16 protein-coding genes and 6 pseudogenes are annotated in these 22,865 nt (G+C 69.3%); 8 read left to right on the plus strand and 14 right to left on the minus strand.

Features of this window, described 5'->3' with window-relative positions; all coding sequences use genetic code 11:
* Positions 1-31: 31 nt before the first annotated feature.
* Positions 32-1,691: pseudogene (locus LRS10_RS18730) on the minus strand (electron transfer flavoprotein-ubiquinone oxidoreductase).
* A 179-nt stretch (positions 1,692-1,870) separates the two neighbouring features.
* Between LRS10_RS18730 and LRS10_RS18735 the strand changes: the two are divergent.
* Complete coding sequence (locus LRS10_RS18735; RefSeq protein ID WP_257838562.1) at positions 1,871-2,425, plus strand: hypothetical protein; 555 nt, start codon at positions 1,871-1,873, stop codon at positions 2,423-2,425.
* 22 nt (positions 2,426-2,447) lie between these two features.
* Here LRS10_RS18735 and LRS10_RS18740 read toward each other — a convergent pair whose 3' ends face one another.
* On the minus strand, positions 2,448-3,272 hold the full coding sequence (locus LRS10_RS18740; protein ID WP_257838563.1) for an acyl-CoA thioesterase II: 825 nt from the start codon (positions 3,270-3,272) through the stop codon (positions 2,448-2,450).
* A gap of 28 nt (positions 3,273-3,300) precedes the next feature.
* On the minus strand, positions 3,301-3,537 hold the full coding sequence (locus tag LRS10_RS18745; protein WP_257838564.1) for a hypothetical protein: 237 nt from the start codon (positions 3,535-3,537) through the stop codon (positions 3,301-3,303).
* On the opposite strand from LRS10_RS18745, the pseudogene LRS10_RS25305 reads away from it, so the two are divergent.
* Both LRS10_RS25305 and LRS10_RS18750 read left to right on the plus strand, forming a co-directional pair.
* A pseudogene (locus tag LRS10_RS25305) lies at positions 3,440-3,670 on the plus strand (pyridoxamine 5'-phosphate oxidase family protein); the annotation flags it as partial. The gene LRS10_RS18745 and the pseudogene LRS10_RS25305 overlap by 98 nt on opposite strands.
* Positions 3,671-3,719: 49 nt before the next feature.
* Positions 3,720-3,935 carry a hypothetical protein gene (locus LRS10_RS18750; RefSeq protein WP_257838565.1) on the plus strand — a complete coding sequence of 72 codons (216 nt, stop codon included), beginning with the start codon at positions 3,720-3,722 and terminating at the stop codon, positions 3,933-3,935.
* Here LRS10_RS18750 and LRS10_RS18755 read toward each other — a convergent pair.
* From LRS10_RS18755 to LRS10_RS18770, 4 genes and pseudogenes are all read right to left on the minus strand, one after another.
* Positions 3,932-4,945, minus strand: a complete 1,014-nt coding sequence (locus LRS10_RS18755) for a PQQ-binding-like beta-propeller repeat protein (protein WP_257838566.1) — start codon at positions 4,943-4,945, stop codon at positions 3,932-3,934. The genes LRS10_RS18750 and LRS10_RS18755 overlap by 4 nt on opposite strands.
* Positions 4,912-5,979, minus strand: a complete 1,068-nt coding sequence (locus LRS10_RS18760; protein ID WP_257838567.1) for a PQQ-binding-like beta-propeller repeat protein — start codon at positions 5,977-5,979, stop codon at positions 4,912-4,914. The genes LRS10_RS18755 and LRS10_RS18760 overlap by 34 nt, the downstream gene beginning before the upstream one ends.
* Positions 5,980-6,090: 111 nt before the next feature.
* A complete protein-coding gene (locus LRS10_RS18765) occupies positions 6,091-6,882 on the minus strand; it encodes a glutathione S-transferase family protein (RefSeq protein ID WP_257838568.1) in 792 nt (263 codons plus the stop codon).
* A gap of 150 nt (positions 6,883-7,032) precedes the next feature.
* Positions 7,033-9,546 (minus strand): annotated as a pseudogene (locus LRS10_RS18770) (TonB-dependent receptor domain-containing protein).
* 219 nt (positions 9,547-9,765) lie between these two features.
* Between LRS10_RS18770 and LRS10_RS25310 the strand changes: the two are divergent.
* The 3 genes and pseudogenes from LRS10_RS25310 to LRS10_RS18785 all read left to right on the plus strand — a co-directional run bounded on the left by LRS10_RS25310 (position 9,766) and on the right by LRS10_RS18785 (position 12,304).
* Positions 9,766-10,593: pseudogene (locus LRS10_RS25310) on the plus strand (uracil-DNA glycosylase).
* A 75-nt stretch (positions 10,594-10,668) separates the two neighbouring features.
* On the plus strand, positions 10,669-11,727 hold the full coding sequence (locus tag LRS10_RS18780; protein ID WP_257838569.1) for a hypothetical protein: 1,059 nt from the start codon (positions 10,669-10,671) through the stop codon (positions 11,725-11,727).
* The gene (locus LRS10_RS18785; RefSeq protein ID WP_257838570.1) at positions 11,639-12,304 is read left to right on the plus strand and encodes a lytic transglycosylase domain-containing protein; all 666 of its coding nucleotides are present in this window, start codon (positions 11,639-11,641) and stop codon (positions 12,302-12,304) included. Before LRS10_RS18780 ends, LRS10_RS18785 begins: the two co-directional genes overlap by 89 nt.
* Here the strand turns inward: LRS10_RS18785 and LRS10_RS18790 are convergent.
* Positions 12,212-12,655, minus strand: coding sequence for a hypothetical protein (locus LRS10_RS18790; RefSeq protein WP_257838571.1), 444 nt, complete (start codon positions 12,653-12,655; stop codon positions 12,212-12,214). The two genes, LRS10_RS18785 and LRS10_RS18790, sit on opposite strands and share 93 nt — an antisense overlap.
* A 77-nt stretch (positions 12,656-12,732) precedes the next feature.
* Here LRS10_RS18790 and LRS10_RS18795 point away from each other — a divergent pair, with 77 nt between their 5' ends.
* On the plus strand, positions 12,733-13,812 hold the full coding sequence (locus tag LRS10_RS18795; protein ID WP_257838572.1) for a PA0069 family radical SAM protein: 1,080 nt from the start codon (positions 12,733-12,735) through the stop codon (positions 13,810-13,812).
* Here the strand turns inward: LRS10_RS18795 and LRS10_RS18800 are convergent.
* Both LRS10_RS18800 and LRS10_RS18805 read right to left on the minus strand, forming a co-directional pair.
* Positions 13,809-14,816 carry an LLM class flavin-dependent oxidoreductase gene (locus LRS10_RS18800; RefSeq protein WP_257838573.1) on the minus strand — a complete coding sequence of 336 codons (1,008 nt, stop codon included), beginning with the start codon at positions 14,814-14,816 and terminating at the stop codon, positions 13,809-13,811. The two genes, LRS10_RS18795 and LRS10_RS18800, sit on opposite strands and share 4 nt — an antisense overlap.
* 21 nt (positions 14,817-14,837) lie before the next feature.
* On the minus strand, positions 14,838-16,118 hold the full coding sequence (locus LRS10_RS18805) for a class I SAM-dependent RNA methyltransferase (protein ID WP_374570471.1): 1,281 nt from the start codon (positions 16,116-16,118) through the stop codon (positions 14,838-14,840).
* A 142-nt stretch (positions 16,119-16,260) separates the two neighbouring features.
* Here LRS10_RS18805 and LRS10_RS18810 point away from each other — a divergent pair, with 142 nt between their 5' ends.
* Positions 16,261-16,848, plus strand: coding sequence for a hypothetical protein (locus LRS10_RS18810; protein ID WP_257838574.1), 588 nt, complete (start codon positions 16,261-16,263; stop codon positions 16,846-16,848).
* A gap of 34 nt (positions 16,849-16,882) precedes the next feature.
* Here the strand turns inward: LRS10_RS18810 and LRS10_RS18815 are convergent, their stop codons facing one another.
* The 4 genes and pseudogenes from LRS10_RS18815 to LRS10_RS25315 form a co-directional block, all read right to left on the minus strand.
* Positions 16,883-17,620 carry a TlyA family RNA methyltransferase gene (locus tag LRS10_RS18815; protein WP_257839207.1) on the minus strand — a complete coding sequence of 246 codons (738 nt, stop codon included), beginning with the start codon at positions 17,618-17,620 and terminating at the stop codon, positions 16,883-16,885.
* Positions 17,617-19,374: a class I adenylate-forming enzyme family protein gene (locus tag LRS10_RS18820; protein ID WP_257838575.1), complete on the minus strand. Its 1,758-nt coding sequence runs from the start codon at positions 19,372-19,374 to the stop codon at positions 17,617-17,619. Before LRS10_RS18820 ends, LRS10_RS18815 begins: the two co-directional genes overlap by 4 nt.
* A gap of 96 nt (positions 19,375-19,470) precedes the next feature.
* A pseudogene (locus tag LRS10_RS18825) lies at positions 19,471-22,139 on the minus strand (valine--tRNA ligase).
* A gap of 105 nt (positions 22,140-22,244) precedes the next feature.
* A pseudogene (locus LRS10_RS25315) lies at positions 22,245-22,798 on the minus strand (DUF2497 domain-containing protein).
* Positions 22,799-22,865 lie beyond the last annotated feature (67 nt).

Below are 22,865 nucleotides of genomic sequence, written 5' to 3' on the forward strand. Positions count from 1 at the left end.
AGGCGCCCGCGCGGCGAAACGGCGCCCGCCTCTACATATTCGGGTAGTTCGGCCCGTCCCCGCCCTGGGGCGTGGTCCAGTCGATGTTCTGCGACGGATCCTTGATGTCGCAGGTCTTGCAGTGGACGCAGTTCTGGAAGTTGATCTGGAACTTCGGGTTCTGCCCCGCCTCGTCGTAAAGCACCTCGTACACGCCCGCCGGACAGTAGAGGCGCGCGGGCTCCCCCGTACTTCGGCAGGTTGACGTCGATCGGGATGGACGGATCGCGCAGCTTCAGGTGCGCCGGCTGGTTCTCGTCGTGGTTCGTGTTCGACAGGAAGACGCTGGAAAGCTTGTCGAACGACAGCACGCCGTCCGGCTTCGGATAGACGATCGGCTTGAAGTCCTTGGCGTTCCCCGTCGATTCCGCGTCACCCTTGGTGTGCGGCATGGTGCCGAACAGCGAGAAGCCGCCCAGCAGATGTGTGGTCCACATGTCGAAACCCGACAGCGCCGTACCCATCGCCGTGCCGAACTTCGACAGGAACGGCTTGGCGTTGCGGACGACCTTCAGCTCCTTCTTCACCCAGGAGGCGTCGAAGATCTGCTTGTACTCGACCAGCTCATCCCCGGACCGGCCGGCCGCGATGGCGGCGGCGGCGGCCTCGGCGGCCATCATCCCGCTCTTGATGGCGTTGTGGCTGCCCTTGATGCGCGGGACGTTCACGAAGCCCGCGCTGTCGCCCATCAGCAGGCCGCCGGGGAAATAGAGCTGCGGGATCGACTGCAGGCCGCCCTCGCTGATGGCCCGGGCGCCGTAGGCGATCCGCTTGCCGCCCGTGAAGTACTTGGCGACCTCCGGGTGGTGCTTCCAGCGCTGGAACTCGTCGAACGGCGACAGCCACGGGTTCTGGTAGTTCAGGTGCACCACGAAGCCCACGGCCACGTAGTTGTCGCCGAAGTGGTACATGAAGCTGCCGCCGCCGGTCTTGTCGTCCAGCGGCCAGCCCAGGGTGTGCACCGCCAGGCCCGGCTGGAACACCTCGTCGGGCACCTGCCACAGTTCCTTGATCCCGATGCCGTACTTTTCGGGATTGCTGTCCTTGCACAGGCCGTACTTGTGCTTCAGCACCTTGGCGATCGAGCCGCGCACGCCCTCGCCGATGAAGACGTACTTGCCGTGCAGCTCCACGCCCGGCTGGTAGTCGGGGCCCGGTCCGTCCTTGGTCATGCCGAACACGCCGGCGACCACGCCCTTCACCTCGCCGTTCGGCCCGAACACCGCTTCCGATGCCGCCATGCCGGGGTAGATCTCGACGCCGAGGCTCTCCGCGTGGCCGGCCAGCCAGCGGCAGACGTTGCCCAGGCTCGCGATGTAGTTGCCGTGGTTGTTCATGAAGGGCGGCATCGCCCAGACCGGTAGGTCGAGGCTGCCCTGCGGCCCCAGCACCACGAACTTGTCCTTGGTGACCGGCGTCTCCAGCGGCGCGCCCAGCTCCTGCCAGTTCGGGATGAGTTCGCTCAGGCCCTTGGGGTCGATCACCGCGCCCGACAGGATGTGGGCGCCCACCTCCGAGCCCTTCTCGAGAACGGCGACGGTCAGCTCCGGATTGATCTGCTTCAGCCGGATCGCCGCGGCGAGGCCCGACGGACCGGCGCCGACGATGACGACGTCGTACTCCATGCTTTCGCGTTCGACGGCTTCGCTCATGCCGGCCTGGCTCCTCAGATCCCCTTCGCGACGGGTCGCGGCCCGTCGTCTGTCGCGGGTCTTATCGGGATGTCACGCCACGGTGGTCAAGGGGCGGTCAAGGTGAAAGGCCGCGGAAACGGCAAGGATATTCGCCCGCCGCGCTTCCGCCGCGGGTCGCCTGGGCTATGGTGCGGGCCATGCTGCTTCCCCTGCTCGCCGCCGCCCTCGCCGCCGCTTCGCCGCCAACCGACGTCCGGACCGTCGACGGGGCGAACCCCCAGGATGCGTTCTTCGCCCGCCTCACCGCCCTGTGCGGCCGGAGCTTCCAGGGCCGGCTCGCCTCGGACGACCCCGCGGACGCCGCCTTCCGCGCCCCGGCGACGCTGCAGGTCCGTGACTGCACCGCCGACACCGTGCGCATGCCGCTGCAGGTCGGCCAGGATCGCTCGCGCACCTGGGTGGTCACCCGCACGGCGCAGGGGCTCACGCTGAAGCACGACCACCGCCATGCCGACGGTTCCGAGGACGTGCTGAGCCAGTACGGCGGCTCGACGGCCCAGCCGGGCTCGGCCGAGCGCCAGGACTTCCCCGCCGACGCCTTCTCCCGCGCCCTCTTCGAGCGCCAGTCCATCCCCGCCTCGATGGCCAACGTCTGGTCGCTGCAGCTCCGCCCGGGCCAGCTGCTGGCCTACGAGCTGAACCGCCCCGGCCGCCGCTTCCGCCTCGAATTCGACCTTTCGCGCCCCGACTGACCTCCAGCCCGCCAAGGCCGCGTCATTCGGGCGAGACGCGCGGTGTCTCCCGGTACCAGACCAGCTGTTCGCTGGTGGCCAGCAGCTTGCCGTCGCGCCGCCAGTAGCTGGAGCGCTCGTCCGAGGCCCCGCCGCCCCCGACCCGGCCCTCGTACTCCACCAGCAGCCAGTCGCGGCCGGCCTCGGCGACCTCCTCGGCCGTAGCGTGCAGATAGACCGTCAGCGACAGCGTCGTCGTCATCACCGTATGGCCCAGGGCGTAGAACGCCCGCGGCGGCGAATTGTCGGTCAGCATCCCCAGCATCGGCTTGTCCCAGGGGCCCAGCCTGGGCCGCACCCAGGCCGTCGAATAGGAACTCGCCTGCGGCTGGATCGGGAAGGTCTCGGTCGTCCGCCGCTCGAAGGCCTGGGCTCCGAAGTGCCGCGCGCCGCCGGGGCTCATCGGCGTGGGCAGGTTCTCAGGCTCCGGCGCCTCGGGCATCTTGGCGAAGGCGAACGGCGGCGTCGCCGGTCGCCTGGCCAGGGTCACGATCGCCTGGACGCTGACGCCCTCTGCGCCCGCCGGCCGCAGATCCACCTCCCACACCCCGATCGAGCCGCCCTGCCGAAGCCGCCGCGTCCGGATCTCGACCTCCCCGTCCGCCAGCGCCGCCACATAGGTCAGGCTGATCGACAGCGGCTCGCCCACCGCCTCCGGCTCGGTGCCCACCACCGTCAGCGCGAGGCCGATGGGATAGCCGCCCCACAGCGGCCCGTTCGGGTTCTTCCAGTCGGGGCCCGCGTGGGTGGTCCAGCGGCCCGGCTCCACGGCGGTCAGGGCGAAGAGGTCGGAATCGGTGGTGCGCATGCGCCGCCTCTAGCCCGGCGACGTCGCGTCATGAAAGGTCGACGCGCCACGCCCGGCGAGGCACGCTGATCCCATGAGCGACAGCTTCTACCACCCGGCCCAGCGCCGCCTGCAGGACGCCTTCGGCAGCCGCCCGCTCGCGGACCGGCTGGCGCAGCGCACCCGCCATGACCGTTTCACCGACGCCGACGCGGCCTTCATCGCCGCCCAGGGCTTCTTCTTCCTCGCCACGGCCGACGCCGAGGGGCCCCGACTGCTCGTTCAAGGGCGGTCCGGCAGGCTTCGCCCGCGTCGTCGCGACCGACCGCCTGGTCTTTCCCGACTACGACGGCAACGGCATGTTCCGCAGTCTGGGCAACATCGCCGCCAATCCGCACGTGGGCCTGCTGTTCGTCGCCATGGGCCCGGAGCCCTGGCGCATCCGGGTCAACGGAACGGCGCAGGTGTTTGACGACCACCCCGACCTCGCCGCCACCCCCCGGCGCCCAGCTCATCGTCGAGGTGACGCCAACCGACATCTTCCCCAACTGCGGCCGCTACATCCCGACGGCAGAGACCCTGACCGTCTCGCCGCACACGCCCGAACCCGAGCGCCCGCCGCTGGAGCCCGCCTGGAAGGCCCACCCGCTGTTCGCCGACGTCCTGCCGCAGCGGCGGCGCTAGCGGCCCTTCAGCTTGAACACCACCACCGCCGGCTCGCCTTTCGGCGTCTCCAGCGTCACGCCCCGCGCCTTGCGGAACAGCTGGTAGCGCCGCGACAGGTCGTTGACGTGGTAGTTCTTCATGCCGGTGACCACCGCCACGTACTGCGTCTTGCCGACCGCATAGGTGATGACGCTGGAGCTCGGATAGTTGTCCAGCGGCGCCCGCCACAGCAGCGACCCGTCCCGGTCGTCGAAGGCCATCAGCGAGGGGTCCAGGTCGCCCGCGAACACCAGCCCGCCGGCGGTCGACAGCACCGCGCTGGCGATCGGCGCGTCCAGGTCGTGCTTCCAGCCCAGCTTGCCGGCCCTCAGGTCCATGGCCTGCAGCCGGCCCATCTTGCCGCTCGCCGCGGCGCTCGGATGGTCGGCCGGCGTGAAGCCCACGCCCGAGCTCAGCAGGGTGAACCCCGGCCCGGTCGGCGGCCCGAAGGTCAGGCACCACTGGGTGACCGGCAGGAACAGCATCTGGCTCTTCGGATTGACCGTCGTCGAGGGCCAGTTCCGCGCGCCCGTCGCGTTGGGGCAGATCAGCGTCGAGCGCGTCTTGTCCGGCCACTTGTCGGGATCGATGATCTTGGCGCCGGTCTTCGGGTCGATCCGGGCGATGACGTTCTGGCCGCCGCCGTCGATCGAGAACAGGTATTCCCCGGTCCGGGCGTCCAGGGCGTCGAGGATGCCCATCTTGCCGATGTTCATCACCACCCTGCGCGGCCGGCCGCCGACCTCGATCGTCGCCAGCTGACGCTCGAACGACCAGTCGAGGTCCCATTGGTCGTTGGGCAGGTGCTGGAAGTGCCAGACCAGTCGGCCCGTGCTCGGGTCCAGGGCGACCGTGCTGTCGGTGTAGAGCGCGTCCTGGGTCGTCCCGGCCACGCCCGACGGCTTCATCAGCGGGCCCGTGTCGTAGGTCTGGCCGATCCCGTAGTAGACCAGGTTCAGCTCGGGATCGTAGGTGCCCTGCTGCCACACCGAGCCGCCGCTGCGGCGCTCCAGCGGCAGGCCGTTCCAGCTGTTCCCCCCGGCGCGTCCGGCCGCGCGATGGTGTGGAAGCGCCAGGCCTCCCGCCCGGTGGCGATGTCGAGGCCGACGATGAAGGCGCCGCCCGGGGCGCCGCTGGCGGTGACGCCCTGGATCAGCTTGTCACCGACGATCAGCGGCGCGCTGCGCAGGTTGAACGACCCGCGGCTGGCGGCCGGCGGGCTCAGCGCGATCTGATGGTCCCAGATCATCTCGCCGGTCCTGGCGTCCAGCGCCAGGACGTGGAGGTCCGAGGTCGGCACGTAGAGCCGTCCGTCGCGGATCGCGAGACCCATCTTCTGGCTCGAAGCCCCCGCGGGCTTGTGGGCGCGCCGCCACAGCACCTGGCCGCTGGTCGCATCCAGCGCCAGCACCGTGTCCGGGCTCGTCTGCAGGAACATCAGCCCGTCGTGCACCAGGGGCGTCGGCATGCTGGGCCCTGCCTGCAGCGGCGCGCGCCACGCCGGCGCGAGGGCCTTCACCGTCCTGCGGTCGATCTGGGTCAGCGGGCTGTAGTTCAGCCCGTCGTAGGTCCGCCCCCAGTGCAGCCAGTCGCCGGCCGCCGGCGCCTTCAGCGTCGCCGCCGTGACGGGCTTGGCCCGGCCAAGCCGCGCCAGCGCCGCCGCATCGGGCCTGATGTCGGGCGCCGCGGCCACGGCGGGCGGCAGGTCCAGGGCCCCTTCCCGCGCGGTGTTGGCGCGGCCGGTTAGGAAGGTCGCGATCGCGCCGATCTCCGCGCGCCCCAGGCCCTCGGCCATCGGCCGCATCGTCCCGGTGGTCAGGGCGTCGATGATCTGGGTGTTGGAATAGCCCTTCAGCTGCTCGCGGCTGGGCGCCCGCGGGACCGCGGGCTCATGGCACATCTTGCACCGCGCCTGGAACAGCGCCCCGCCGTCCGCCGCCGGCTGGGCCCAGGCGCCGCCGGCCGCCGCCCCCGCCAGCACCAGCCCCGCCATCACAGCCTTCACCATCGCGCCCTGCGCCATGTCCGCCTCCCCGCGTTGCGCCCCACGTTCATCGCGCGGAGTCGTTCATCCCCAGCCGAACAGCGAATTGTTGGCGCCGTATTGCAGAGCTGTCGCGCCGTCGCCGCGTGGCTACCGCGTCGGCGGGGCCGGCCTCGGACCTGGCGGCGCGTGCGCGGGCAGCGCCGGCAGGCCGCCGACCATGCCCTTGGGCCGGGCCTTGGCCAGCATCCGCCGGTAGGCCGGACGCGCTTCGATCTTCGCACGCCAGGCGTTGATCCGCGGAAACTGGTCCTTGTCGACGATGTTGAGCTGCATCGCGAAGTTCAGCGGAAACAGCATCATGATGTCGGCGGTCGAGAACTCCGCCCCGCCGAACCAGGGCTGCTTGGCCAGATAGTCCTCGGCGAACTGCACCACCTGCTCGGAATCCACCAGCCGCGAACGGGCGGTCGGCGGCTGGATCATCCACACGCGGTAGTCCGCGATCGCCCGCGAGGCGAGAGAGCCCTCGGCGTAGTGCATCCACATGAGGTGATAGGGATAGTCGGGCGAGTTGAGCGCCGGCGTCAGTCGCCCGGGCGCATGCCGGTTCACGATGGTTTCGATGATCGCCCCGGACTCCACCAGCACCTGGTCGCCGTACTTCACGGTCGGGAACACCGGCATGGCGGGATTGATTCCCCGCAGCGCCGCCGACGTCGCCGCCATGTCCGCCGGCTTGAACTCGAGCTGGTACGGCAGGCCCAGCTCTTCCATCAGCCACACGATCCGTTCGGACCGACGGCCCTCGAGGTGGTAGATCGTGATCGGCGGCATGGGCGCGGCCTTCGCCGCCCTCGCTTGGGCTGCGAGTGTCGGGGCCGGAGCCGCCGCCAGCGCGAGCACCAGGCCCGCAATTCCCACCGACATCGCCCGACGCATCAGCTCGCCTCCGAGGCTCACCTGCGCCCGTTGCGCGGCGTCGCCCTCGCCCCCCAACCGAGCAGCCAATTGTTGGCGCCTTATTGCAGCCGCGACGCAGCGAGGCGGCAGGGGCCGGACGTCCGGGGACGCGCCGACCCCTGCGCCGGATCAGAAGTTCACGCGGGCCGACATCGAGACGGTGCGGCCGTTGGCGGCGCGTCCCACACCGATCCCGTTCGCCGGGACCGACGGCGTGGTGATCTCTATGAAGGCCACCTCGTCGAACAGGTTGTCCACGTTGAGCATCAGCTGCACGCGGTCCGTCGGGCGGAACTGGCCGAAGGCGCTGACCAGCGTGTAGCCCGGCATCTTCATCAGGTTGTTGTCCTGCACCCAGCTGTCGGTCGTGCCGACGATGTTGGCGCCGACCGTCACCCGGCCCACCTCGAACTGCGGCGTCGCCTGGTAGATGAAGTCCGGCTGACGGCGCGGGACCTTGCCGTCGACGGCGGGGTTCAGCTTGTCCTTGACCAGTTCGGCATGGGTGTAGGTCACCCCCGCCATCAGGCTGAACGGGCCGCGCCGATACGTGCCTTCGGCCTCGACGCCATAGGCGGAATAGGTCCGGTCGGTCGTGATGGCGCCGGCCTGCACGTTGGTGTCCTCGGTGTCGGCGGCGAAGCCGGTGACGTTCACGGCCAGGCCGTTCGCGCGGTACTTGAAGCCGCCCTCCAGCTGCTCGACGATGTCGTAGCCGTCGTCCTTGTCGGGCAGGCTGCCGTCGATCGTGCTGACCTTGTTCGAGAACAGCAGCTTGTCGGCCCCGGCACGGGCGCCGCGGCTGTAGCGCGCGAACAGGGCGAACGGCTCGGCCACCCGATAGTTCACGCCCACCGAGTAGCTGAGGTAGCCGTAGTCGTAGTCGACCGGGGCCGGCCGGTCGAACGGCGTGAAGGCCGTCTTGGACTCGGCCACCGAGATGACCCCGTCCCGGTTGAAGTCCACCGGCCGGATCCCGACGCGGCCGCCGCCCAGATCCGCGCCGAACAGCTCGCCGCGCACCTTCCCCGAATCGTAGCGGAGGCTGCCCCCCCACCGCGATCTTGCCGAGGCGGTAGTTGAGCGATCCATAGGGGGCGGTGATGTTGTACCGGACGTCGTAGCTGCGCCGGAAGAAGGCCGTGCTGCCCGAGCGGTTGAAGCCCACATAGCCGCCCTGCGTCTGCGGCACGCCCGCGGCGTTGGTGTAGTCGATCAGCGCCGACATCTCGTCGCCGGCCACGTCCTGCAGGTGGTTACTGTACAGCCAGTCGCTCGTGTAGTCCTGCAGCGACTTGTAGATGCCGCCCGTCACCGTCAGGTCGGCCGCGCCGACGCCGAACACGCGGGTGGCCCGCAGGTCGTTGATGAAGTTGTCCAGCGACCGCGACTCGATGCGGTTCAGCGAACTCGCGACGATCAGGCCATTGCCGTTGATGCCGCCAAGGTTGGTGATCACCTGGCCGGCGCGCGGACCCGTGGCGTAGCGGAATACGCCCGTGCCGGCGCCTCAGCGAGGCCGGCAACGCGCCGCCCGAGTAGATGTTCGCAACCAGGTTCCGGGTCGTGCCGCCTTCGATCTGCGAGAACCGGCCGCGTTCGGTGATCGTCCAGCCGTACGCGTCGAACTGCGATTCCAGGCCGATCGACTTGACCAGGGCGTTCATGCCCTTGCTCATCGGGATCTCGGTCGGGTTGTTGTCGGCGTCCAGCGTGATCAGCTTGCCGAGATGACCCGCCAGCATGGAGTCGCGCCGGACGTCGTAACCCTCGAAGCTGCCGTAGTGCGGATCGTCATTGCTCCCGGTGATCCGGACCGGGCCCGGCAGGTAGTGCGGCGAACGGTCGTCCAGATACTTGCCCGAGATGCGCACATAGCCCTCGGCGAACTGGCGCGTGACGTTGAACTTCAGCTGGCCGCCTTCGAAGGCCTTGAAGCCGACGCGGCGGGGCCCCTCCCCCGTGCGGTAGAAGCCGCCGATGTGAAAGCGCCAGTCGTCGTTGATCGGGCCGCCGTAGTCGAAATCCAGCCGATGGGTCTCGTAGTTCAGCCCCGTGGTCAGCTGCAGCGCCCCGCCCTGCACATCGCCGGTCTTGGAGATCAGGTTGATCACCCCGGCCGGCGAGTTCGACGCGAACGTCGAGGACGAGCCGCCGCGGATCGATCTCGACCGCGGCCAGGTTGAAGTCGGCGCGGATGTAGATGTCCGACGCGCCGTTGAAGAAGTCGCCGAACTCCAGGACCGGCAGGCCGTCCTCCTGGAGCTGCATGTACTTCGAGCCGCCCGAGGCCAGCGGAAGGCCCCGCACCGTATAGGCCGAACTGCCGTCGCCGGTGGACGACTCGGTGCGGATGCCCGGCAGGTTGCGCAGCAGGTCGCCCAGCGAGCGGGCGCCCAGCGCCTCGATGTCCTTCTCGCGCAGCGCGCTGGTCGAGGTGGCGCTGTCCAGCCGGTCACGGCCCTTGGCGACCCCGGTCGAGAACACCTCCTCGCGGCTCCCGGGGGCCTGGGCGGCCGGGCCGGCGCGAGCGGTGGACACCGCCCCGGCAGCCCGGTCGGCCTCCGTCTGTTCGGCCGCCGCGACGGCCGAGGCCGCGAACAGAAGCGGCGCAACCGCTGCTGACAGATAGAATAGTTTCATCCACTCCCCCAGGTTGTGCTTGTCGTCTTCATGCAACAAGAACGTCGTTCTGAGGGATAACCTTCGATGACCTTCCGTTTTCTTAAGCGTTATTCACGGCTTACGCGTTCTATGATGTGCATATTGCGCACATCTTGATCCCAATGGCGGCGCATCCCCGGAGCCCGACCACAGTCGCCTTCCCCCGCCTCCTCCGGCGCCGTAATCATCGCGTCACCGATGCCCGACGTGTCCCCCTACGCCGTCGCCGAAAGCCTGCTCGCCTTCTGGGCCGAGGCAGGCGTCGACGCCGTGTTGCTGGACGAGCCGCTGGACCGCATCGAGGCGGGCAAGGTCCTGCCGCCGAAGCCGCCGCCGTCGCCGCTGGCCGCCGTCGCCTCCGGGCCTCGGCCGGGCGCGCCCACGATCGCAACCGCCGATGTGTCCGCCGCCGTCGCCGAGGCCCAGGCCCTCGCCGCCCAGGCGCAGTCCATGGACGAGCTGGCCGCCGCCATCGCCGGGTTCGAGGGCTGCGGTCTGCGATTCTGAGGGAGCATCGACGAAGGCCGTCACCTGGCGCGGCGCGCAGGGCGCCCCGTCATGGTCATCGGCGAAGGCCCCGGCCAGGAGGAAGACCTGCAGGGTCTCCCCTTCGTCGGCCGCGCCGGAAAGCTGCTGGACCGCATGCTGGCCGCGGCCGGCCTGACCGACCGGGTGCTGATCACCAACACCGTCTTCTGGCGCCCGCCGGGGAACCGGACGCCCGCCCCTCACGAACAGGTGATCTGCGCCCCGTTCGTCGAGCGGGCGATCCAGCTCACGGCGCCGAGGATGCTGCTCCTGGCGGGCGGCGCTTCGGCCAAGAGCCTGCTGAAGAAAGACGAGGGAATTCTGTCTCTTAGAGGCCGCTGGTTCGAGTGGAGATCAGCGGACGGAAGCCTGGAGCTTCCCGCCATGCCGACGCTGCACCCGGCCTTCCTGTTACGCCAGCCGGGGGCCAAGAAGCGGGCGTGGAGCGACCTTTTGACCTTCACCGAACGACTTGATCGCCCCGAGCGGCCTGCATAGCCTCACCGCTTCGGTTTCGGGAAAAGGGTTCGCGTTTAGGCGGCGTTAAGACTCGCCGGCGCGAAAAGGGTCCGCATGACGCTCGTTCAGCGCCTGTGCGTGGGGGTCGCCGCCCTCGTGATGTCCGCCGCGGCCGGTCAGGCTGCGGCCGCGACCCCGAGCGCGCTTTCCGAGCGTGACGTCCGCGCCTATCGCGCCGCCTTCGCCGCCGCCGACCAAGGCGACTTCGTGGGCGCCCAGCTCGAGCTGGCCGAGGTGCAGGACACGTCGCTGCAGGGCTATCTCTCGTTCCGCCAGCTCATGCATCCGACCGCCCACAAGGCGACCTTCGAGGAGCTGGCGGGCTGGCTCGGCCACTTCCGCGACCTGCCGCTCGCCGACCGGGTGTTCAACCTCGCCAAGCAGCGAAAGCCGGCCGACGCCCCGCCGCCGCCCGTGCCCGCCGTGGCCGGCGTCGACAGCAAGCGCAGCGAAGCGACCTTCGCGGCCCGCGACGCCTTCTATTCGGGGGATGCCCGCCGGGCCTACATGCTGGCCGTCGAGAGCGCCGACCGCTGGATCGCCGGTCTCGCCGCGTTCCGTCTGCGCGACTACGCCACCGCCCAGGACTACTTCGTCCAGGTCGCGGGCGACGACGACGAGGATGTCTGGCAGCGCTCCGCCGCCGCCTATTGGGCCTATCGCGCCGCCACGGCCGTGGGCGACCCGGTCGCCGGCCAGGCCTTCCTTCGCCGCGCCGCCCTGAACCCGCAGACCTTCTACGGCATGATCGCCGCCCGGCAGGTGCAGCTGACCACCGCCGCTGCGGCCGCCACCGGCCAGTTCGTGCTGGCCAGCTACAACGCGCCGCCGCCGCCCGCCGCCCGGCCGCGCCCCCAAGGGCCAGCCCAGCCCCGAACTTCAGCGCTTCATGCAGGAGCAGCCGCGCGCGCACCGCGCCGCCGCCCTCGTCCAGATCGGCCGCATGGAGGACGCCCGGCAGGAGCTGCGCGTCGGCCTGGCGCTGGCCAAGACCGCCGTCGAGCGCGACAACTGGAAGGCGCTGATGGCCGAGATCACGCCGGGTTCGGGCGAAAGCGTCGGCCCGGGGTACCTGACGCTGGGCGACTATCAGCTGCCGTCGCTGGAGCCTAAGAGCGGCTTCACCGTCGACAAGGCGCTCGTCTACGCCATCGTTCGCCAGGAAAGCCGCTTCAACCCGGCCGCCATCTCGCCCGTCGGCGCCATCGGCCTGATGCAGGTGATGCCCGCCACGGCGGCGCTGGCAACCGGCGACGACAAGCTCCGCACCAACTACAAGCTGCTGCTGGATCCCGCGACCAACCTCGATGTCGGCCAGGCCTATATCGGCTGGCTGACCGATCGCGGCGTCGGCTTCGACCTGCTGCGCGTGGTGGCGGCCTACAACGGCGGGCCCGGCGCGGTGCTGAAGACCATTCGCCACGTCGGCGAGGACGATCCGCTGATGCTGATCGAGTCCCTGCCGGCGCTCGAGACCCGCGACTACGTCGAGAAGGTCGTGGCCGGCTACTGGGCCTACAAGCGGATGTTCGGCGAGGACACCCGCTCGCTCGACGCCCTGGTCACCGGCGCTCGCACGGTCGACCTGCGCCTCGACCTACCCAACCCGGCGGGGCCGCAGCCCCAGCTGACGGCGCAGTCGCTTCAGGTCGGGGTCCTGAAGACGAACCACGCCGGCGCGTTCGACTAGCACGCCGTAGGGCCTGCGGCTGAACAGGCCCGCCTCGCCCAGGCCTTCGACCGCCGCCGCGCCGCGGCCCTCGGACAGATGATCCGACAGCGCCTCGACCCAGCCGTCGCGCAGCCGGAAGTCGGCCGGCAGCACCAGGACCAGCTCCGCCTTCGCCCAGGCCAGCGCCTGCTCGATCGTGTCGGCGGCCTCGGCCCCCATCTCCTCGCACAGGGCTGATACGCCTTCCGAGTGCGGCGCAACGAGGAAGACCTCCTTCACCAGCCCCTCCACGGCCCCCGCGGTCAGCTGGGCCAGGAGGCCGGGCAGTCTGCGGGGCTCGGCCCGGGCGTCGACAATCACCGAAAGCATGCCGCGACAAGCCCAGCCCGGCGCCGCCCCGTCAATAAGTTCTTGCTTTGTTCACTCCGCCATACGATGAATAGCGGGTGTCTACCTTCACCCAACAGCTCCGCGGACGAGGCGCACGTTCGAATGCGAGCGGGCGCTATGAATCCCAGCTCCGCGAAGCGTTCGACGACGGTTGGACGCCGGACGACGAGCCGGCCGCGCCGATCAGGACCACGGTCTCCCCCGAGAAGGCGCGGGTGATCATCAGCCACAACGACAGCCCGGACGTCGGATTTTCGGCCTCGATAAACCCGTACCGCGGCTGCGAGCATGGCTGCATCTACTGCTACGCCCGCCCCGCCCACGCCTACATGGGCCTGTCGCCTGGCCTCGATTTCGAATCCAAGCTGTTCTTCAAGCCCGACGCCGCCCGCCTGCTCGAAGCCGAGCTCTCGAAGCCGACATACCGGCCCGAGTTGATCCACATCGGCGGCAACACAGACCCCTATCAGCCTCAGGAACGCACGCTGCGCATCACGCGCCAGGTGATGGAGGTGCTGGTCCGCTACAGGCATCCGTTCTCGGTCATCACCAAGTCGGCGCTGATCGTCCGCGACGCTGACTTGCTGGCCGAAGCGGCCAGTCGGAACTTGGTGCGGGCTGCGTTGTCGATCACCAGCCTCGACCGGAAGCTCGCCCGCTCGATGGAGCCCCGCTGCGCGACGCCTGAGAAGCGGCTGGACGCGGTGAGGCAGCTCTCGGGCGCCGGCGTGCCGGTCACCGTGCTGTTCGCGCCCTGTATCCCAGGGCTTAACGATCACGAGATGGAGGCGGTGCTGGAACGCGCCGCCGAGGCCGGCGCGACCGGCGCGGCCTATGTGGCGCTTCGCCTTCCGCTGGAGATCAAGGACCTCTTCCGCGAGTGGCTGGAGAGCGACCATCCCGATCGCGCGCGCCGGGTGATGTCCCTGGTCCGGCAGATGCGCGGCGGCAAGGACTACGATGCCCAATGGGGCAGTCGGATGAAGGGCGAAGGGCCGATCGCTGCGCTGATGGCCAATCGCTTCGAGGCGGCGAAGAAGCGCTACGGCCTGAGCGGCCGCTGGGGCGAGCTCGACGTGAGCCAGTTTCGGGCGCCGCCCAAGCCCGGCGACCAGATTGACCTTTTCGGGACCTAGGCGGGCTCGGCGGCCAGCGCCTTGGCCGCCTCCGCGGTGATCTCGAACGACCGCAGCCGGGCCGCATGGTCGTAGATCTGGGCGGTGACGATCACCTCGTCGGGTCTGTAGGTCTCGACAAAGGTGCGGAGGCCCTGGCGGACCGTCCCCGGCCCGCCGACCACGGCCTTGGCGAGCGCGCCCTGCTCGGCCGGAGAGATCCCGAAGGCGGCCAGTCGCTGGTCCATGTCGTCGACCGGCGGCGGCAGGGGCGACGGCCGGCCCGTCCTGAGGTTCAGGAAGGCCTGCTGCAGCGAGGTGAACAGCCGCTTCGCCTCCGCATCGCTGTCAGCGGCCACCACGTTGAGGCCCAGCATCAGGTGTGGCTTCTGGAGCCGCTCCGAGGGCTTGAAGCTGGTCCGGTAGACGTGGATCGCCTCCTCCATCTGTGCGGGGGCGAAGTGCGACGCGAAGGCGTACGGCAGGCCGAGGATGGCGGCGAGCTGGGCGCCGAAGGTGCTGGAGCCCAGCATCCAGACCGGAACGTCGAGGCCGGCGCCTGGCACGGCCCGGACCGCCTGGTCGGGCTGGGCGGGGTGGAAGTAGGCCATCAGCTCGACGACGTCCTGCGGGAAGCGGTCGACGTCGCCGACCAACGTCCGCCGGAGCGCCCGCGCCGTCAGCTGGTCGGTCCCAGGCGCTCGGCCGACACCCAGGTCGATTCGGCCCGGGAAGAGGCTGGCCAGCGTGCCGAACTGCTCGGCGATCACCAGCGGCGCGTGGTTGGGCAGCATGATCCCGCCCGCCCCAACCCGGATCGTGCGGGTCCCGGCGGCCACATGGCCGATTACGACGGCGGTGGCCGCCGAGGCGACGCCGGGCATGTTGTGATGCTCGGCGAGCCAGAACCGCTCATAGCCCAGGCGCTCGGCGTGGCGGGCAAGGTCGAGGGTGTTGCGGAATGACTGGGCGGCGTCGGAGCCTTCCAGAATGGGCGAGAGGTCGAGGACGGAGAGGCGAACCATGCGTGGCAATATGGGTCGCCCTCAGCGCTGGAACACCCCCACCAATTCTACGTGCGGGGACCAGAGGAACTGATCCACAGGCAGCACCCGCTCCAGCCGGAAGCCGGCGTCGATGAGGGTTCGGGCGTCGCGGGCGAAGGTGGCGGGATTGCACGAGACCCCGATCACCCGCGGCACGGCCGACCGCGCCAGCTGCGCCGTCTGCTCGGCTGCGCCCGCCCGGGGCGGATCGAAGACTACGACGTCGGTCTTCTTCAGCTCCTCGGCGAGCACCGGCCGGCGCACGAGGTCGCGGGCTTCGGGCGTCACCGCCTGCAGGCCGGGTAGGCTGGCCAGCACGGAGCCCAGGGCCGCGATGGCCTCAGGGGAGAAGTCGGCCGCGTGAACCGGCGCGATCTCGGCCAAGCGGAAGGTGAAGGTGCCCACGCCGCAGTAGAGGTCGGCGATCCGCGTCGCCCCGGCCGCCGCTTCGGCGACGAAGGCGGTCATCGCCGCCTCCGCGCCCCGTGTCGCCTGAAGGAAGCCCCCCGGGGGAAGCGCGACTGTCGCTGGCCCCAGGCGCACCAGGGCGCTGCGCGCCTGATAGACGACCTCGCCCGCGATCGTGACGCGGGCAAAGTCCGCCTGGGCAGCGCGTTCGGCGACCTGCATGCGGGCGTCGGCCGACAGCCCGCCGCTCTTCGCCGCGACGCCCGTGATGTCGATATCGAGCCCCGTGTCGGACAGCGTAACATGCAGCGACGGCGCCGACTTCGGATGCTCGAACAGCGGGACCGCCAGTCGTCTCAGCGCCGGAATCGCCGCCTGGATCGCTGGATCCGATATCGGGCAGACGGAGATGTCGACGAGGTCCCAGGACTTCCTCGCCTTGTACCCAAGCCGTGCGGCTTCCCGGCTGCCCCGGCGCGCATGAAGCGTCACCCTTCGTCGCGTCGCCGGTTCGGTCGCGTAGGCTGGCAGAATCTCGGTTTCAATGTGCTGCCGGGCCAGCGTGCCGGCCAGCCGCTCGACCTTCCAGGCGAGATAGGGGGCGTGGTCCCAATGCTGCAGGGCGCACCCGCCGCAGGCGAAGAAGTGAGGGCACGGCGGCTCCACCCGATCCGCGCTGGGCTGCAGCACCTCCAGGAGTTCGCGCCGTTCGCCACTCCCCTGGACCCGCACCCTCTCGCCAGGCAGGCTGAACGGCACGAAGAGCGGACCGGCGGCGACGCCGTCCCCCTCGCCGCCCATAGTCTCGATTAGGAGGTGGACCGGCGGGCCCGGCGGCGGCTTCGGGTTGGGGCGGCGTGGACGCGACTTCATGCACCTGCCTAGGCCTCCGCCACGCTTAAGCCAAGATGAACCAAGATGAACGACATTCTCAACATCCGTTCAGCTTGCCTAGTTCAGCTTGGTCCCGACACGGCCAAGAGGCCTGCGCAAGATTCGAGAGAGGGATTCCAGAATGTCCAAGCGTGTGACCCTGAGGGCTGGCCTGGCCGCTGTCGCGGGCCTGATGGCCCTTGGCGCGGGGGCTGCCCACGCTCAACCCTATGGCTACTACGGCATGGGGTCTGGTGGTTACAGCTATGACGCCTGCAAGCGTGAGAAAACCGGCCGCGGCACGGTGGGCGCCCTCGTCGGCGGCACCATCGGCGCGGTGATCGGGTCGAACGCCGCCGCTCGCGGCGTGCGCACCGAAGGTTCGCTGCTGGGCGGCGCGGTCGGAGCCGCGATCGGCGCAGGTGTCGGCAACTCCAGCGCGGCTTGCACGTCGGGCCAGTACACCGCCCCTCCGCCGCCCCCGCCGCCGATCGAGTCCAGCTACTACGGACCTCGTGGTTCATACTACGACCGCGACGACTACGCGTCGTACGAGGGTGACTACGCCTATGGCCGCCGCGGCGAGCGGTATCGCCTTTCCGGCGGTCGGCCCGACGCGGACGGCTGCACCCTCGCCGAGAGCCCGATCTACATGCCCGACGGCCGCACCCAGACCCGCTTCGTGCGCGTCTGCCGCGACTCCAGCGGCCGCTACGCGGTCGTCGACTGATCCTGAGCTAGCCTCTGTCTTCGGCCGCCCGCCCTCAGCGGGCGGCCCTCTTCTTCGCCCAAAGCAGGAATTCGCGATTGCCGTCGCCGCCTGGGATCGGGCTGTCCGTCGCCGCCTGCACGTCCCACCCGCTTGCGTCCAGGAATGTCCGTACATTCTCCAGGGCCTCCGCCTGCGCCTGGGGATCCGTCACGAGACCGCCCTTCCCCACCCGCTCCGGCCCGACTTCGAACTGGGGCTTCACCAACGCCACCAGGTCGGCGCCGTGGCCCGCAAGGGCGAGCGCAGCCGGCAAGGCCTTCGCGAGGCCGATGAAGCTGACATCTGTGACGACGAGGTCAGGCCGCTCAGGCGTCAACGCCGGTGTCAGGCGCCGGGCGTCCGTGGCCTCCAGATTGGTCACGCGTGGATCCCCTCGGAGCTTGGCGTGCAGTTGCTCCCGCCCTACGTCCACGGCGTAGACGCGGCGCGCTCCGCGGGCGAGGCACACCTCGGTGAAGCCGCCGGTAGACGCGCCGACGTCGAGGACGATCCTCCCCTCGACAGGCACGGGCCATACCGCGAGCGCATGATCGAGCTTTAGCGCACCTCGGCCGACCCAGGGATGGGCTGCGACCGCCTCGAGCGCACAAGCCGCGTCCAGCATCTCGGACGCCCTGCCCACGGGTCGGCCGTCAGCGGTGACGCCGCCCGCCTCGATCGCCGCACGCGCCTTGGCGCGGCTCTCGACGAGGCCGCGCTCGACGAGCAGGACGTCCGCGCGCTTCCTCAGGCGGCGGCCTCTTCGAACAGCTTCTTGAGTTCGTTCTTGAGGATCTTGCCGTTCGGATTGCGAGGCAGCGTCTCGTTCCAGAACCTGATCGCGACCGGCACCTTGAAGGCGGCCAGACGCTCGGCGACATGGGCCCGGAGCTCGTCCTCGGTGGCCTCCGCGCCGGGCTTGAGGGTCACCACGGCCGCGGGCTCCTCACCGAGCGTGCGGTGCGGCACGCCGACGACGGCCGCGTCCATCACCGCGGGATGGTCATAGAGGACGTTCTCGACCTCGACGCAGTAGATGTTCTCGCCGCCTCGGATCAACATGTCCTTGGCCCGATCGATGATGAAGCAGAAGCCCTCTTCGTCCATCCGCGCCAGGTCGCCGGTGCGGACCCAGCCGTCGACGAAGGTGGTGGCTGTCGCCTCGGGCTTGTTCCAGTACAGCTTGCAGTTCATCGGTCCGAACGACCACAGCTCTCCGACCTCGCCGGGTGGCAGCACGGTCTTCCCGTCGACCGGATCGCGGATCTGGATTTCGGCCACCGCGGCGGCCGGGCCGCAGCTGTCGGGCCGGTTGATGTAGTCCTCGGCCCCGTTCGACGTCACCGTCGCGCACGTTTCGGTCATGCCCCAGCCCTGGCCCGGCTGCGACTTGGGGAAGGTCTCGCGGAGGCGCCGCACCAGCTCGGGCGCCGATGGGGCGCCGCCGTAGGAGACGCTCTCCAGGGATGACAGGTCGAAATCCTTGCGCGCCGGGTGCTCGATGAGCTGCCACGCGATCGTCGGCACGCCGCCAGCCAGCATGATCCTCTCTCGCTCGATCAGCTCGAAGGCTCGGATCACGTCCCACTTGTGCATCATCACCAGCTTGCCGCCGGCGAAGAGCGTTGGATTCAGGACCGCGAAGCAGCCGGTCACGTGGAAGAACGGCACCGAGATGAGAGCCGAGCGCTGCGGCGCGTTCGGGTCGGGCGCCGGCGGCGCTTCGCCCTTGCGCAGGAAGTTGCGGGCCGAGGCGGCGGCGGCGGTCAGGATGTTGGTGTTCACGCCCCGTTGGGTGGCGAGCGCCCCCTTCGGCTTCCCGGTCGTGCCCGAGGTGTAGAAGATGGTGGCGTCGTCCTCCGGGCCGATATCGGCCGCGGGCAGCGCCTGATCGGGCAGCGCCGCCCAGTCGTTGGCGCCGCCAAGCACCTTCTCAAGCGGGGTGATGTAGGGGTGAGCCACCTCCTCGTCGCCCAGCCGGCTCACGTAGACACGGACCAGGTCAGGACAGTTGGCGAAATGCTCCTTCATGCGCTCGTAGCGCTCGGCGTCCATCACCGCGACCTTCGTCCCGGAATCGGTCAGTCCGTATTCCAGCTCGGGCCCCGTCCACCAAGCGTTGAGCGGTGTGACAATGGCGCCCAGCGAGGCGGCGGCGTAGAAGGCCACAACCCATTCCGGCAGATTGCGCATGATCACCGCGACCCGGTCGCCCTTGCCGACGCCCTGGGCCGCGAGCTCGCGAGCGAAGGCCGCCACGGCCCGGTGGAAGGCCTCGAAGCTGACCCGCTCGTCCTCATAGACGAGGAAGATCTTCTCACCGTGGGCCCGGCTCGCTTCCACCACCGCGCGGAGCGACGGCGGCAGGTGCTTCCAGACCTTGGTCCGGACGCCGCGGATTTCCAGCTCTTCCGTCTCCAGCGGCGTCCCCGGCTGGGTCAGCAGCGCGTGGGCCTGGGCGATGGACATGGCGGGCCAGCCGGCGGGCAGCACGGGCTCGGACATTCGGCGTTTCTCCTGGCGCGCACGGGTCAAGGCTGCCCGTGCGTCATCCCAAGTGAACAACCATAACCTGACGCCGGAGGCAAACCGGCGACGACGTTACGCCACCGCGCCTAACCGCGCGAGCGCCCCTTCCAGCTTGGTCTTGGCCGCTTCTGCATCCGCGAGACGTTCCCGGTTTTCCTCGACCACCTCCTCCGGCGCGCGAGAAACGAAATCGGGATTTCCAAGCTTCTTCGAGGTCTTCTCGATCTCGGACGCGAGGTTCGCGACCTCCTTCGACAGTCGCGCACGTTCGGCCGACAGATCGATGAAATCCGCGACGGGCAACGCCAGGGTGGCTCCATCGACCACGTAGGGTATCGCGCCCTCTGGCGCGACATCGACGAAGCGAACCTCGGAGACCCGCAGGAGCTGAACCACAAGCGGCGCGCTGCCTTCGAGGACGCGACGTTGAGCGTCCGTGGTCTCGATCACCAGCAGAGGCGGGCGCGCCGACGGCGGCACATTCAGTTCGGCGCGCACCGAGCGTCCTTCGGAGATCGTCTCGATCACCAGGCCGATTTCAGCATCGGCCGCAGTGTCGATCAAGGTCGCCGGCAGGTCGGGCCAAGGGGCGGTCATCAGGAAGCCCGCGTGGCCGCGCGGCGCGCCGAGGTCCGCGGTCTTTTCCCACAGCTCCTCGGTAATGAACGGCATCACCGGGTGCAGCAGCGTCAGGATGACGTCCAGCACCCACGCCGCCGTAGCCTGGGTCTCAGCCTTGGCCAAGGCGTCCTCGCCGTTCAGCAGCGGCTTCGCCAACTCCACGTACCAGTCGCAGAACTGGTTCCAGATGAAGCGATAGAGCGCGTTCGCGGTCTCGTCGAAGCCACAGTCCGCCAGCGCCGCTGTCACGGCCTGCGCGGTCCGCACGGTCTCGCCAACGATCCAGCGGTTCAGCGGCGCCTTCACCTGAGCGGGATCGAAGCCCACGGCGCGGGCGCAGCCGTTCATCTGGCAGAAGCGCGTCGCATTCCACAGCTTCGTGCCGAAGTTGCGGTAGCCCTCGATCCTCTGGCGCGAAAGCTTGATGTCGCGCGCTTGGCCGGACATGGCCGTCAGCGTAAACCGCAGGGCGTCGGCGCCGAAGTCGTCGACCAGCTCGAGCGGGTCCATGACGTTGCCCTTGGACTTGGACATCTTCGCGCCCGAGGCGTCGCGCACTAGCGCGTTGATGAACACCCGCTTGAACGGAACCTCCCCGGTGAAGTGGATGCCCTGCATCATCATCCGGGCGACCCAGAAGAAGATGATGTCGAAACCGGTGATGAGGGTATGCGTCGGATAGAACCGGCGCAGGTCGTCGGTCTTCTCGGGCCAGCCCAGCGTGGAGAAGGGCCAGAGTCCCGACGAGAACCAGGTGTCGAGGACGTCCTCGTCCTGCTTCAGATCCACCTCGCGGCCATAGAACTCGCGCGCTTCCCGGAGGGCCTCGTCTTCGCTTTCGGCGACGAAGACCTTGCCGTCCGGGCCATACCACGCCGGAATCCGGTGACCCCACCAGAGCTGGCGGGAGACGCACCACGGCTGGATGTTCCGCATCCACTCGAAGTAGGTCTTCTCCCAGGCCTTGGGCACGAAGACCGTGTCGCCCTCCTCCACCGCCTTGATGGCGGGTTTGGCCAGGACGTCGGCGGCCACGTACCACTGATCGGTCAGGTAGGGCTCGACGACGACGCCGGAGCGGTCACCGTGCGGCACCACGTGCCGCGTCTTCTCGATCCCGCGCAGCAGGCCAGCTTCTTCGAACACGGCCACCACCTTCTCGCGAGCCCTGAACCGGTCGAGGCCCCGGTACTCTGGCGGCACATTGTCATTCAGCCGCGCGAAATCGTCGAAGATGTTGATCATCGGCAGGTTGTGACGCTTGCCGACGGCGAAATCGTTGAAGTCGTGCGCTGGGGTGATCTTCACCGCGCCTGAGCCCTTCTCGGGATCGGGATACTCGTCGGCGATGATCGGGATTGGATCGGCCCACGATCGGCAGGCGAACAGCCTTGCCGATAAGCGCAGTGTAGCGCTCGTCGCTCGGGTGCACCGCGACGGCGGTGTCGCCCAGCATCGTCTCGGGACGTGTGGTGGCCACCACGATCTCGCCGGAGCCGTCTTCCAAGGGATAGGCGAAGTGCCAGTAGTGGCCGTCGACCTCGCGTTGCTCGACCTCAAGGTCCGAGATCGCGGTCTGGAAGTGGGGATCCCAGTTCACCAGCCGCTTGTCGCGGTAGATGAGCTTTTCCTTGTAGAGCGTTACGAAGACCTTGCGGACGGCGGCGCTCAGGCCCTCGTCCAGGGTGAAGCGCTCGCGCGACCAGTCGCACGAAGCCCCCCAACCGACGGAGCTGGTTGACGATGGTCCCGCCGGACTCCGCCTTCCACTCCCAGACCTTCTTGACGAAGGCGTCGCGACCCAGGTCGCGGCGGCTCTGGTTACCTTCCTGCGCAAGCTTGCGCTCGACGACCATCTGGGTGGCGATGCCCGCATGGTCGGTGCCCGGCAGCCAAAGGGCCGCCTTGCCGCGCATCCGCTCGAACCGGATCAACACGTCCTGCAGCGTGTTGTTCAGCGCGTGCCCGATGTGCAGCGAGCCTGTCACGTTCGGCGGCGGGATGACGATCGAGAACGGCTCGGCGTTAGGATCATCGGTCGGCGCGAAGGCGCCCGAAGCTTCCCACGCGGCGTAGAGGCGCGGTTCGACGGTTTTGGAATCGAAGGTTTTTTCAAGCATGGCGATAAGCGGCAAAGCGCGCCCGGGATGGGCGCGCCGCCGGCGTCTTACAGGGGTTGGGACGGAACGCGAAGCGGCTGGCGCAGGCAAGCCTGCGCTATGACGCTAACCTACTCGGCCACGAGCGATGCGGGAAACCTCGGCCTCAACGGCTTCCTGCACGATGCGCGGCAGGTTCTCGTCCAACCATTGTTGCAGGAGCGGCGTCAGAAGCTCGCGAACGACGTCTTCCAGCGTCCGGCCTTCCCGCGGCATGGCGATGGCGGCGGACAGCTGGCCGAAAGCCGAGGCCGCGGCGGTCGCGGCTCGTTCGCTGACCAGCGCCGCAACTGGAGCGGCGCCGCGGCGGCGACAGGTGGCGCGTCGGGCGGGTCGGGCGGCGTGAAGACGTCAAGGTCGCCGACGCTCTCCACCTTTTGAGTGAGTTCGAGAGCGTCATCGTCGTCTTCTGCGACGGGAAGCGGCGGGGGCTCGGCTACACGCGGCGCGACGGCCTCGACCTCGACAGGGTCGGGTTCGCGCGCCGGCGGTTCCGGAACCGGCTCCGGCTCGGCCGCCGGAGCCGCGGCCTCGGCGGGCGCCTCGTCCTCGGAGATGATCCGTCGGATGGAGGCGAGGATCTCCTCCATCGTGGGTTCCTGGGACGTCTGTTCGGACATGGACCTGCCGCCAAAGAGGAATCTTCAGAGCCGAGCCTAAGCGCACCTCGCTGATCCTGCAATTTCC

The sequence above is a fragment of the Phenylobacterium sp. J426 genome (assembly GCF_024699945.1).
Taxonomy (GTDB): Bacteria; Pseudomonadota; Alphaproteobacteria; order Caulobacterales; family Caulobacteraceae; genus Phenylobacterium.

Bases quoted from the DNA above. Each gene is read 5' to 3' on its own strand.
- LRS10_RS18735 (WP_257838562.1), top strand. From the start codon at position 1,871: ATGCTGCTTCCCCTGCTCGCCGCCGCCCTCGCCGCCGCTTCGCCGCCA.
- LRS10_RS18740 (WP_257838563.1), bottom strand. From the start codon at position 3,272: ATGCGCACCACCGATTCCGACCTCTTCGCCCTGACCGCCGTGGAGCCG.
- LRS10_RS18760 (WP_257838567.1), bottom strand. From the start codon at position 5,979: ATGGCGCAGGGCGCGATGGTGAAGGCTGTGATGGCGGGGCTGGTGCTG.
- LRS10_RS18765 (WP_257838568.1), bottom strand. From the start codon at position 6,882: ATGCGTCGGGCGATGTCGGTGGGAATTGCGGGCCTGGTGCTCGCGCTG.
- LRS10_RS18780 (WP_257838569.1), top strand. From the start codon at position 10,669: ATGACGCTCGTTCAGCGCCTGTGCGTGGGGGTCGCCGCCCTCGTGATG.
- LRS10_RS18785 (WP_257838570.1), top strand. From the start codon at position 11,639: ATGGCCGAGATCACGCCGGGTTCGGGCGAAAGCGTCGGCCCGGGGTAC.
- LRS10_RS18790 (WP_257838571.1), bottom strand. From the start codon at position 12,655: ATGCTTTCGGTGATTGTCGACGCCCGGGCCGAGCCCCGCAGACTGCCC.
- LRS10_RS18800 (WP_257838573.1), bottom strand. From the start codon at position 14,816: ATGGTTCGCCTCTCCGTCCTCGACCTCTCGCCCATTCTGGAAGGCTCC.
- LRS10_RS18805 (WP_374570471.1), bottom strand. From the start codon at position 16,118: ATGAAGTCGCGTCCACGCCGCCCCAACCCGAAGCCGCCGCCGGGCCCG.
- LRS10_RS18810 (WP_257838574.1), top strand. From the start codon at position 16,261: ATGTCCAAGCGTGTGACCCTGAGGGCTGGCCTGGCCGCTGTCGCGGGC.
- LRS10_RS18820 (WP_257838575.1), bottom strand. From the start codon at position 19,374: ATGTCCGAGCCCGTGCTGCCCGCCGGCTGGCCCGCCATGTCCATCGCC.